The following is an 11,135-nucleotide window of genomic DNA, read 5'->3' as shown; positions in this document are numbered from 1 at the left end:
CCTGCCAGCACTGATGATGGGCCTTTGTCTGGCGCTGGGGGGGCCAGCCCAGGCCCTGGAACTGACACCGAACGAGCTGGCCGGCAAGCGCCTTTTTCGTCAGGGTATCTCCAGCAGCGACGTGCAGTTGCAGGCGCGCGTGGGCGTCAGCGACATGAGCGTGCCGGCTTCCGTGCTGCCTTGCGCCAGCTGTCATGGCAGCGATGGCCGGGGCCGTGCCGAAGGTGGGGTACGCCCGCCCAGCCTCGACTGGCAACGCTTGGCGCTCGGCCAGGACGAGCGTGAAGTCAATGGTCGCCGTTATCCCGCCTACCGGGAGAGCACGCTGGCCCGGGCCATCCAACAAGGCATCGACCCGGCCGGCAATCGCCTGGACCCGGCCATGCCACGCTTCGAGCTGACCCTGGCCGACCAACGCAACCTGACGGCCTACCTCAAGCGCCTGGCCGATGAGCGCGACCCGGGCGTGGAGGAGGGCGTGCTGCGCCTTGGCACCTTGCTCCCGAGCCAGGGTCCCATGGCCAGGCTCGGGCAGGTCGTGCGGGCGGTGTTGGAGGACGGCCTGGCCCAACTCAACCAGCACGGCGGTATCCACGGACGCCAGCTGCAGCTGGTGGTACTGGACCCCGGTGAAACCCAAGCCAGCGCCGAGCAGGCCCTGAACCGCCTGATCGGCGAGCAGCGGGCCTTCGCCTTGGTGGCCCCGATCGCCCCGATGCTCGATGAACGTCTTGCGCAGGTGCTGGAAACCCAGGCGGTACCGCTGGTCGGCAGTGCTCCGCCGGGCGCCAGCAGCGCGCAGATCTTCGATCCGATGCCTGCGCTACCGACCCAGTTGCTGAGCCTGGCGACCTATGCCCGTGAGGGCCTCGGCCTGGCAGAGGACGGCCTGCGCGTGGTGTATGCCGGCCTCGACCAGGCGGACCTTGCCGAACAGGTGCGGTCGCGCCTGCAAGCCCAGGGCTGGTCGGTGGCGCCGGTGACGATGTTCGACGGCCAGCCAGTAGAGGCCCAGGGCATCGTCTTCCTCGGGCGCGCCCAAGCGTTTTCCGAGCTGGCGGCGAGCTTGCAGGCAGCCGGTCATCAGCCTTACCTGTTGGCGGCTTCAAGCCAGGTCGCGGGCGCGCTCTCAGGGCTGGCCGAGCCATGGTCGCAGCGGGTACTGCTGGCGTATCCCTATGTACCCGGTGACTGGACCGAGCAGGGCCTGGCGAGCCTGGCGGGCCTGCAGCAACGCCAGGGCCTGGATCGGCGCGAGGCAGCCTTGCAGGTCAACACCTTGTGCGCCTTGCGCCTGCTGACCGAGGCGCTCAAGCAAATCGGTCGCGACGCCAGTCGCGAGCGCCTGGTCAGCGCCTTGGAAGGCTTGCACGACATTGATACGGGGTTAACGCCTGCGCTGGCGTTCGGCCCGGGGCGTCGGGAGGCGCTGGCCGGTGCCCATGTCGTGAGCGTGTCGTTGCCTGGCCCGCGTTTCACGTCCATCACCCCCTACCGTCGAGTGCCGGATGCCCGGTGAATGGAGGTTGCCATGCGGAGTCTGATGATGTGCCTGTTGCTGCTGGTGTCCGCAGCTGGTTGCGCCGAGGAAGTCGCCGTAGCTCGGGTCAATGGCGTGGAAATCGGCCTGTTGCGCCTGGAGCGTTACTTCAGTGAATACCTCGATGCCCAGGGGCGGGCCCTGGGCAGTATCCGTAACCCGACGTTGTACAAGCGTTTGCGCGACCAAGCCCTGGACGAGCTGATCGACAAGGAATTACTTTGGCAGGAGGCCCAGCGCCAGGGTATCAGCGTCAGCGATGAACAGGTCGGGGCTCAGGTCGGCCAACTGGAGGCCGCGTTCGGTAGCCCGGCGATTTTCGAACGGAAGCTGGCGCAAGCAGGCTTCACTCGGGCAGAGTACGCTGACTATACCCGCCATGAGTTGGCTGCCCAGCAGGTCTACGCGCAACTCAGCGAGGTCGCCGAACCTACACAGGCGGACGTGGAAGCCTTTTATCAGGTCAATCGGGACAGGTTGCAAGGAATGCAGAACCAAAGTGATAACGCTTCTGTCATAACAGAACAGGGTCTGGCGCTGGCCAGGGCCGCGCTCATCGGTCAATTACAGGGCCAGGCACGTCAGGCGGTGCGCCAACGTTTGCGCCAATCCGCTACAGTGGAGGTTGCCGATTGAGCCCGCCGTCATGGATTGCCCCACTAATGGGGAATCGCGGTTTGGCAATGTGCCATCAGCTCCCCCGGATGTGGGGAACGGGGTGCTGGCGTGCGACAAAGACTCTGAGTAAAACGATAAGAATCAATCAGTTGCAAGTGGTGTGCGATGACTATTCATGCCTGGCACGAAGCCTGCTCAAGCCTCTACAAGGCCGCACTTCGCAGATCGGGTAACCGGGAAGTTCTTGGGAGTGGGCCTTGGTGAACAGAGTATTGGTAGTCGATGACGAACAGACCCTTGCGCAGAATCTGCAAGCGTATCTGCAGGCGCAAGGCCTGGAAGTTGATGTCGCCCACGAGGGGGCCAGTGGTATCAGCCTGGCTGAGACGCTGGCACCGGATGTCATTGTGCTGGATTACCGTTTGCCCGACATGGAGGGTTTTCAGGTCCTCGAGACCGTGCGCAGGAGCAGGCAGTGCCATTTCGTGCTGATCACCGCCCACCCGACCGCCGAGGTCCGTGAGCGGGCCGCCGAACTGGGTGTCAGCCATGTCCTGTTCAAGCCGTTCCCCATGGTGGAACTGGCCCGCGCAGTCTTCGACCTGATGGGCATCGAGCATCAGCGCAGGGCCACGGACAACCCGGCCGAAGGGTTCGTCGAACGACGCCAGACCAGGAACGAATCGTTCCCCCTGCAGCTGTTCGATGGTAGCTGGGTCCTGGCCGACCGCCGCCGTAATGGCGGCAAGCCCCCTGGACCTGACGACGACCAACTGCTCACTGGGGAATAGCGGCGCCCGCAGCCCTGACCGAGCCAGCCTGCGACGCGCCCCTGAGCGGAGTCGCAGGCCATGTCCGAAGTCCTTCCACGCAGTGTTTCGGCCCAGCAGTTGTCCGGCTACCCCCGTGAGCTGTTGGCCCAGGCCCGCCTGCAAGCCGCCGACGAACGCCTGCTCAGCTGCCTGGAACGGCTGGCAGCCGACACTCCCGACACCTTCACTCACCGTCTGGGCGCCACCCTGCATTACCCCGTGCTCGATAGCCAGACCCTGCTGTGCAGCACGCCGTGCTTCGACAAGGTCAGCCTGGCCCAGTGCCTGAAGCGCGAATTCATTCTGGTCGAACAGGCCGGGCAGGTGCTCGGTGTGTTCGCCGACCCCTTCGACCACGCCCGCCTGGCCTGGATCGACGACGTGCTGCAAGGCGCGCCGCTGTACCTGGCCCACGCCGCCGACATCGCCACTTTTCTGGCCCGTCACGAAGAAAGCTTCCATGCCGTCGATGCACTCGACCACGACGCCGAGAGCGGGAGCGAAAGCGACCCCCTGCAGCGTCTGTCGCTGACCAGCATCAGCGAGGATCAGAGCCGCGTTGTCAAGCTGGTCAATTCGACGCTGTACGACGCGCTCAAGCAGCACGCCAGCGACATCCACCTAGGCATGACCGGACAGGGGCTGACCATCAAGTACCGCATCGACGGCGTGCTCAACGCCGCCGGCAAGGCCAGTGGCAGTGCCTTCGCCGACCAGGTGATCTCGCGGATCAAGGTCATGGCCGAACTCGACATTGGCGAGAAGCGTGTGCCCCAGGATGGCCGGTTCAAGGTAGCCGTGGGCGATCGCCAGATCGATTTTCGGGTTTCGATCATGCCCAGCATCTTCGGCGAAGACGCCGTCCTGCGGGTGCTCGACAAGCAGGACCTGTCCGATCGTGTCAGTGGTGTGCAATTGCAGGCCCTGGGCTTTGCCGAGCATACCCTCAAGGCCCTGCGCCGGCTCGCCGCCGAGCCCTACGGCATGATCTTGGTCACCGGCCCCACCGGCAGCGGCAAGACCACCACCCTGTACGCCATGATCAGCGAGATCAACCACGGCGTGGACAAGATCATCACCATCGAGGACCCGGTCGAGTACCAACTGCCCGGGGTGCTGCAGATTCCGGTCAACGAGAAGAAAGGCCTGACTTTCGCCCGAGGCCTGCGCTCGATCCTGCGCCATGACCCGGACAAGATCCTGGTCGGTGAGATCCGTGACCCGGACACCGCCCAGATCGCCGTGCAGTCGGCGCTCACCGGCCACCTGGTATTCACCACCATCCACGCCAACAACGTCTTCGATGTCATCGGCCGCTTCAGCCAGATGCAGGTCGATCCCTACAGCTTCGTTTCGGCGCTCAACGCCGTGCTCGCCCAGCGCCTGATCCGCCTGGCCTGCCCGCACTGCTGTACGCCCTGCGAAGTCGATGACGAGACTTTGACCGCCTCGGGCCTGACCCGCGAAGCGGTCGCCGGCTGGTCCTTCGTTCGCGCCCAAGGCTGTGGCCAATGCCGCGGCAGTGGCTATCGCGGACGCAGCGCCATCGCCGAACTGCTTCACCTGGACGACGACCTGCGGCAAATGATCGTCGAACGCCGCCCCCTGTCGCAGATCAAGTCGCTGGCCTGCCAGCGCGGCCTGCGTCTGCTGCGAGCCTCGGCCCTGGACTTGGTCCGCGAGGGTCGCACCACGCTTGAGGAGATCAACCGTGTCACATTTATCGCTTGATCGTGGCGCTTACCAATACAGCGCCGTACTGGGTGCCGAGGGCGTCGGTCTTGGGCTCTGGCATCACCACCGCCATCAGTGGCTGGGCAGCCGCGCATTTACCTGTGATGCCGGGCAACCGGCCTGGGAAACCGCGCTGCAGGCACTCGCCGAGCTGCTCGGCGAGCATGGAGTACGCCGTGGCCAGTTGCGGGTATTGCTGTCGGCCCGCTACAGCCGCTTCTGCCTGGTACCCTGGAGCGATGCCATCGGCCAGCCAGGTGAGCTGCAGGCCTATGCCCGCGGCTGCTTCGAGAACCTCTACGGCCAGCCCTTGGATGACTGGCGTATCGTGCTTTCGCCAGAGGCTGCCGGTGCCGCGCGTATCGCCACGGCAGTGCCCGAGGCGCTGTTGCAAGGCCTGCAGGCGCTGGGCCGGGAAAGCCACCTGCGCCTGCGTTCGGTGCAGCCTTATCTGATGGCGGCCTACAACCGCTGCTCGGCGCAGGTCGAGGAGGGCGACTTCCTCTTCGTGCTCGCCGAGCCACGCCGCAGCGTGCTCCTGCTCGCCGCCGGAGGGGTTTGGCAGCAGGTACTGGCCCAGGGAAGCGCGGACACCGATCAGGCCTTGCAGGCGCTCATCGAGCGTACCTGCGAGCTGTATGGCGATCACCTGCCGCGGGTCTATCTGCATGCGCCCGGCCGCCGCGACATGGCGCAACTGGCGGCGGTGCAGCTGTGCCAACCGGCGGCTGACAGCGACCCGCTGTGCGCCATGTGGCGGGCGGTGGCCTGAAATGCGCCGCCTTGACCTGGAGTTCCAGCCTCGACGCAGCGGGCCCTTGGCCTGGGCGCTGTTGGCCCTGGCGGGTGCCGGGCTAGTAGCGCTGATCCTGCTGCAGCAGCGCCTGCAGGCCGAGCAAGTCGCCCTGGAGGACCGCGTCCATGGCCTGGAGACGCAGTTGGGCCGGCGTCCAGCCACCGCCGCGCCGCAAAGCAGCGCAGCCAGCCGGGAACAGGCCGAGCAGTTGGCGCAGATGCGCAATGTCTCCCAACAACTGCAACGGCCCTGGCAGCAACTGTTCGCCATGCTCGAAGCGCAGCCCCAGGAAGACGTGGCGCTGCTCAGCCTCACCCCGGACGCACGCAAGGGCCAGATCCGCATCGCCGCCGAGGCGCGCAACCTCGAGGCCATGCTGGCCTATCACCAACGCCTGGAACGCAGCGCCGAGCTGAGTGACGTGTCGCTGCTCAACCATGAAGTGATGACCAGCCAGCCCGAGCATCCCGTGCGCTTCACTCTCACCGCCACCTGGGAGACCCGCCATGCGCGTCCCTGATTCGTTGAACAGTCTGATTCTGCTCGAGCAGTTGCACCGGGTCGGCCCGGTCGGACTGGGTGCCGTCGCCGTTGCCACCTTGGCCTTGGGCGTGGCGTTGGCTGGGGTGCTGCCGCAGTGGCAGGCGGTGCGCGAACTGCGTGCCAGCGAGGCCGATGCCAGCGCCCAGGTGGAACGGGTCAAACGCGGCGAACTGAAGGTCGCCGTCAAGCCCGAACAACAGGCCCTGGACAACTTGCGCCAGCAGTTGCCCGGGCAGCCTGAGGCCAGCGAACTGATCGAGCGGCTCTACCACCTGGCCAGTGCCGAGCACATCAGCCTGGCCCGCGGCGAGTACGCACTGGGTGTCGATCCCAAGACCCAGCTGGCGCGTTATCAGATCGTGCTGCCGGTACGCGGCAGCTACCCGCAGATTCGCGGCTTCCTGCGCGGGCTGATCGGGCAGTTGCCGACCCTGGTCCTGGAGGATCTGGAGTTGCAACGCAAACGCATCGGTGACCGGGAACTCAATGGCCGCCTGCGCATGACCCTCTACCTGTCGAGGTCGTGATGAACACTCAACGAGTCCTGATGTGGGGCGGCTTCCTTGGCCTCAGCGCGGCACTGGCATGGGCGCCTGGGCATTGGTTTGGCAAAGGGCAGGAGGTGGCCCTGTTCGCGGGTAAACCCGCTCCTACAGGTGAGGCGTCGTCTGTAGCGGGTTCATCGGTGCGGCAAACCGCCGCGAATGGGCCGCAACAGGCCGCTCGCGATCTCTTCCCAGCCCAGCAATGGAGCAAACCCCAAACCCTGGCCACGGTCACCGAACAGCCGGTGGTGGTTGCGCCGCCCGTCGCGGTCGCACCGTCTGCGCCCTTGCTGCCATTCCAGTTCGTCGGCCGCATGGGCGACCGCGACGACCTGCAGATCTTTTTGCAAAGCGGCGAAAAGCTCTACGTCGTGCGCCAGGGCGACGTGATCGACGACACCTACCGCCTCGACAGAGTCTCGGCCAATGAGCTGGACCTGGTTTACCTGCCTTTGCATCAGTCACAGACCTTGTCTGTAGGGAGCGCACCATGAAGTCATCGAAGTCGTGCAGGACTGCTCCGTTCGTGCTCCTGGCGCTGTGTGCGGCGATTGCCGGCTGCGGCTCCAGTGCGGTCCGCGAGGACAGTGCCGAGTTGATCAAGGAAGGCCAGTACGAGGCCGGCATCGCCCGCCTCGAAGAGGCCCTGCGCGAAGACCCGCGCGACACCGAGCTCAACATCGCCCTGGCCCACGGCCGTCAGGCCGCGGTCGAGGCCCTGTTGACCCAGGCCGACAGCGACCGCATTCGCCACGACTTCGCCGGCGCCCGGATGGGCTATGGCCGGGTGCTGACCATCGAGCCGAACAACCGCCGCGCCCAGGAAGGCATCCGTCAGTTGGAACTGATGCGCACCCTCGACGAACGCGTGGCCCTGGGCCAGGCGGCGCTGCGTCAGGGCGACCTGTTCGGTGCCGAGCGCTACATGCGCGAAGTGCTGCGCCTGGACCCACAGAATCAGAAAGGCATGATGCTGCGCAGTGACATCGAGAACGTCCAGGCGCGCACCGCGCAGCCGTTCCCGCAACTGCGCAGCAAGCTCGAACGTCCGGTCACCTTGGAGTTCCGCGATGCCGGCCTGAAAACCATCTTCGAAGTGCTGTCCCAGGTCGCCGGCATCAACTTCATCTTCGACAAGGACCTGCGCCCGGACATGAAAGCCACCATCTTCGTGCGCGACGTGCGCATCGAGGACGCCGTGGCGCTGCTGCTGGAACAGAACCAGCTGCGCCAGAAGATCGTCAATGACAACACCCTGCTGATCTATCCCGATTCGCCGCAAAAGACCAAGGACTACCAGGAACTGGTCATGCGCACCTTCTACCTCACCAGCATCGACGCCAACACCGCGCTGAACATGGTCAAGACCATGCTCAAGACCCGCGATGTGTTCGTCGACGAGCGTCTCAACACCCTCACCATGCGTGACACCCTCGACGCCGTGCGCATGGCCGAGAAACTGCTGCAGTCCCAGGACCAGTCCAACCCCGAGGTGGTGCTGGAGGTGGAGGTGATGGAGGTCGCCACCCAGCGCATCCTCGACCTTGGCCTGCAGTGGCCGAACACCTTCGGCGTACTCACTTCCGATGGTCAATCGGTCAGCGTGCTCGATCAACTGCGCGGCATCGACTCCAGCCGCATCAGCATCTCGCCGGCTCCGCAAGCCAAGATCAACGCTCAGGACAAGGACATCAACACCCTGGCCAGCCCGGTGATCCGCGTCAGCAACCGCGAGCAGGCGCGCATCCACATCGGCCAGCGGGTGCCGATCATCAGCGCAACCTCGGTGCCCTCGACCCAAGGGCCGGTGATCACCGAAAGCGTCACCTACCTGGATGTCGGTCTCAAACTTGAAGTCCAACCGACCGTGCACCTGAACAACGAGGTGGCGATCAAGGTCGCGTTGGAAGTCAGCAACGCTACCCCCCTCGAAGCCACCCGTCAGGGCACCATCCCGGTTCAGGTCGATACCCGCAACGCCCAGACCAGCCTGCGCCTGCATGACGGCGAAACCCAGGTCCTGGCCGGCTTGGTGCGCAATGATCACAACGCCAGCGGCAACAAGATCCCGGGATTGGGCGACATCCCTGGCCTGGGTCGGCTGTTCGGCAGCAACAAGGACGACATGAGCAAGTCCGAGCTGGTGCTGGCGATCACCCCACGCATCGTGCGCAACTTGCCGTACCAGAGCCCGTCGGACATGGAGTTCGCCACCGGTACCGAGTCGAGCCTGCAGGTGCGCCAGGTGGCGCCGTTGCCCGTGCGTGACGTGCCCAGCGACGAGCATGACAACGCTCCGGTGGTCGACAGCCAGATGGCCGTGGTCCCGGCCCCCGTGAGTCCACGGCCATGAAACGGGCACAACGCGGTTTCAGCCTGATCGAAGTGGTGCTGACCCTGGCACTGCTCGGGCTGCTCGCCAGCATGGCCGCACCGCTGACCGAGACCGTGGTGCGCCGTGGCAAGGAACAACAGTTGCGCGAGGCGCTGTACCAGATCCGCGATGCCATCGATGCCTACAAGCGCGCGTTCGATGCCGGTTTCATCGAAAAGCGCCTCAATGCCAGCGGCTACCCGCCGAACCTGCAAGTGCTGGTCGATGGGGTTCGCGATGTCCGCAGCGCCAAGGGCGCCAAGTTCTACTTCCTGCGGCGTATACCCCACGATCCACTGCTGGCGGCCAAGGACGACGACCAGGGCGGCTGGGGCCTGCGCGCCTACGACAGCGAAGCGGATAACCCTCGCGAAGGCGAAGACGTGTTCGACGTGTACTCCAAGGCCCGTGGCAAAGGCCTCAACAATATTCCCTACGGGCAATGGTGACGGCCATGAAACGCAGCCGAGGCTTCACCCTGATCGAGTTGCTGGTGGTCATGGCGATCATCTCCACCCTGATGACCATCGCCATGCCACGCTACTTCAACAGCCTGGAAAGCTCCCGCGAGGCCACCTTGCGCCAGAGCCTGGCGGTGTTGCGTGAAGCGCTGGACCACTACTACGGCGACACCGGGCAGTATCCCGAATCGCTTGAGCAACTGGTGGAACGGCGCTACCTGCGCAACACCCCGGTGGATCCGATCACCGAGCGCAGCGACGCCTGGCAACTGGTGCCTCCGCCAGAGGGCGTGGCCGGCGGGGTTGCCGATATCAAGAGCGGTGCAACCGGGAGGGCGCGTGATGGCAGCCTCTATGCAGAGTGGTAAGGCCTGCGCCGGGTTCACCTACCTGGGCGTGTTGTTGCTGATCGCAGTCAGCAGTGTGGCCCTGGCCGCCAGTGGCACTCTCTGGAGCAGCGTCGCCCAGCGTGAGCACGAGCGCCAGCTGCTGTGGGTCGGCGGCCAGTACGCCCAGGCTCTGCGCAGCTACTACCGGGCCTCGCCGGGGTTGGCCCAGTACCCGCAGGAGCTCACCGATCTGCTGGTCGACAATCGTTTTCCCGAGGCCCGCCGGCACATCCGCAGGCTCTACCCGGATCCGATCACCGGCAGCGACGAATGGGGTGTGGTACGTGCCATCGATGGGCGTATCACTGGTATCCACAGCCGCTCGGATGCGACCCCGTTCAAACGCAGCGGCTTCGACAGCCAATGGTCGGGGTTCGAAGGCCTGGAGCATTACAGTGACTGGCAATTCGTCGCCGAACAGGCCTTCGCCGCCAGCGCTGCCGACGCCCAGAGCCACAGCCGCAGTGGAGATGCACCATGAGCCGCCTGGTGATCCTGACTCTGGCCCTGGCTCTGCTGGTGCCGCTGCCGAGCCGCGCACAGGAAAACGGCGAGAGCGAGATGATGGGGTTCATCGTCGACAACACCATTTCGCACATCGGTCATGACTTCTACTACTACTTCGCCGACCGCCTGCGCGCGACCAGCCGCCTGGACTTCAACCTGGTGGTGCGCGAGCGCCCCGACGCCCGCTGGGGCAGCCTGGTGACCGTGGAGTACGAGCGCGATGTGCTGTACCGCCGCTTCCTGCCCCCCAACACCACCGAACTCAAAGACGAGGCCACCGCGGCCGCCGACCTGGTCAAGCAACAGATCATCCAGCGCAAGCTGCAACGCCTGCTGCAAGACACCACCGATCTGGAGAGGGACGAGCTATGAACACCTGCATTCCCCGCTGCATCGCTGCCTGCCTGCTGGCCACCGCGTGTGCGAGTCAGGCGACCGAGCTGGTGTACACCCCGGTCAACCCGGCCTTCGGTGGCAACCCGCTCAATGGCACGTGGCTGCTCAACAACGCCCAGGCCCAGAACGACTATGACGACCCCGACCTCAAGGACCGCTCCTCGGCATTCTCCGGCACGACTGCCTTGGAGCGTTTCAGCAACCAGTTGGAGTCGAGGATGTTGTCGCAGTTGCTGGACAACATCAGCAATGGCCAGACCGGGAGCATGGCGACCGATTCGTTTCTGATCGACGTGATCGACGACTCGGGTGCCCTGAGCATCAAGGTCACCGACCGGGCGACCGGGGAAATCTCGATCATCGAGGTCAGCGGCCTGAACCCCTGAGAGGGACTGGCCAGTTTTTTTGGGGAGAGAACAC

14 protein-coding genes are annotated in these 11,135 nt (G+C 65.1%); all 14 read left to right on the top strand.

Annotated elements, in window-relative coordinates; all coding sequences use genetic code 11:
• The first annotated feature begins 13 nt into the window (after window positions 1-13).
• The 14 genes from E2H86_RS01750 to E2H86_RS01685 all read left to right on the top strand — a co-directional run bounded on the left by E2H86_RS01750 (window position 14) and on the right by E2H86_RS01685 (window position 11,101).
• Window positions 14-1,519, top strand: a complete 1,506-nt coding sequence (locus tag E2H86_RS01750) for an ABC transporter substrate-binding protein (protein WP_419183275.1) — start codon at window positions 14-16, stop codon at window positions 1,517-1,519.
• Between the two features lie 12 nt (window positions 1,520-1,531).
• Complete coding sequence (locus E2H86_RS01745; protein WP_133324137.1) at window positions 1,532-2,176, top strand: SurA N-terminal domain-containing protein; 645 nt, start codon at window positions 1,532-1,534, stop codon at window positions 2,174-2,176.
• Window positions 2,177-2,415: 239 nt separating this feature from the next.
• Entirely contained in the window at window positions 2,416-2,949 is a 534-nt protein-coding gene (locus E2H86_RS01740) for a response regulator (RefSeq protein ID WP_165976025.1), read from the top strand.
• A gap of 60 nt (window positions 2,950-3,009) precedes the next feature.
• Complete coding sequence (locus E2H86_RS01735) at window positions 3,010-4,701, top strand: GspE/PulE family protein (protein WP_133324135.1); 1,692 nt, start codon at window positions 3,010-3,012, stop codon at window positions 4,699-4,701.
• Entirely contained in the window at window positions 4,682-5,476 is a 795-nt protein-coding gene (locus tag E2H86_RS01730) for a hypothetical protein (RefSeq protein ID WP_133324134.1), read from the top strand. The genes E2H86_RS01735 and E2H86_RS01730 overlap by 20 nt, the downstream gene beginning before the upstream one ends.
• 1 nt (window position 5,477) lies before the next feature.
• A complete protein-coding gene (locus E2H86_RS01725) occupies window positions 5,478-6,020 on the top strand; it encodes a PilN domain-containing protein (RefSeq protein ID WP_133324133.1) in 543 nt (180 codons plus the stop codon).
• Window positions 6,007-6,570, top strand: coding sequence for a type 4a pilus biogenesis protein PilO (pilO, locus tag E2H86_RS01720; protein WP_133324132.1), 564 nt, complete (start codon window positions 6,007-6,009; stop codon window positions 6,568-6,570). Before E2H86_RS01725 ends, pilO begins: the two co-directional genes overlap by 14 nt.
• On the top strand, window positions 6,570-7,082 hold the full coding sequence (locus tag E2H86_RS01715; protein ID WP_133324131.1) for a hypothetical protein: 513 nt from the start codon (window positions 6,570-6,572) through the stop codon (window positions 7,080-7,082). Before pilO ends, E2H86_RS01715 begins: the two co-directional genes overlap by 1 nt.
• Window positions 7,079-8,941 carry a secretin N-terminal domain-containing protein gene (locus tag E2H86_RS01710; RefSeq protein WP_133324130.1) on the top strand — a complete coding sequence of 621 codons (1,863 nt, stop codon included), beginning with the start codon at window positions 7,079-7,081 and terminating at the stop codon, window positions 8,939-8,941. Before E2H86_RS01715 ends, E2H86_RS01710 begins: the two co-directional genes overlap by 4 nt.
• Window positions 8,938-9,411 (top strand): type II secretion system protein, encoded by a 474-nt coding sequence (locus E2H86_RS01705; RefSeq protein ID WP_133324129.1) that lies wholly within the window; start codon window positions 8,938-8,940, stop codon window positions 9,409-9,411. Before E2H86_RS01710 ends, E2H86_RS01705 begins: the two co-directional genes overlap by 4 nt.
• A gap of 5 nt (window positions 9,412-9,416) precedes the next feature.
• The gene (locus E2H86_RS01700; protein WP_133324128.1) at window positions 9,417-9,791 is read left to right on the top strand and encodes a type II secretion system protein; all 375 of its coding nucleotides are present in this window, start codon (window positions 9,417-9,419) and stop codon (window positions 9,789-9,791) included.
• A complete protein-coding gene (locus tag E2H86_RS01695; RefSeq protein WP_133324127.1) occupies window positions 9,766-10,293 on the top strand; it encodes a type II secretion system protein in 528 nt (175 codons plus the stop codon). Before E2H86_RS01700 ends, E2H86_RS01695 begins: the two co-directional genes overlap by 26 nt.
• The gene (gene csgE, locus E2H86_RS01690) at window positions 10,290-10,691 is read left to right on the top strand and encodes a curli production assembly/transport protein CsgE (protein ID WP_133324126.1); all 402 of its coding nucleotides are present in this window, start codon (window positions 10,290-10,292) and stop codon (window positions 10,689-10,691) included. Before E2H86_RS01695 ends, csgE begins: the two co-directional genes overlap by 4 nt.
• Entirely contained in the window at window positions 10,688-11,101 is a 414-nt protein-coding gene (locus E2H86_RS01685; RefSeq protein ID WP_133324125.1) for a curli assembly protein CsgF, read from the top strand. Before csgE ends, E2H86_RS01685 begins: the two co-directional genes overlap by 4 nt.
• Window positions 11,102-11,135 lie beyond the last annotated feature (34 nt).

The organism is Pseudomonas putida, from assembly GCF_004357765.1.
GTDB classification, from domain to species: domain Bacteria; phylum Pseudomonadota; class Gammaproteobacteria; order Pseudomonadales; family Pseudomonadaceae; genus Aquipseudomonas; species Aquipseudomonas putida_U.
This window is presented reverse-complemented; position numbering and strand designations above follow the sequence as displayed.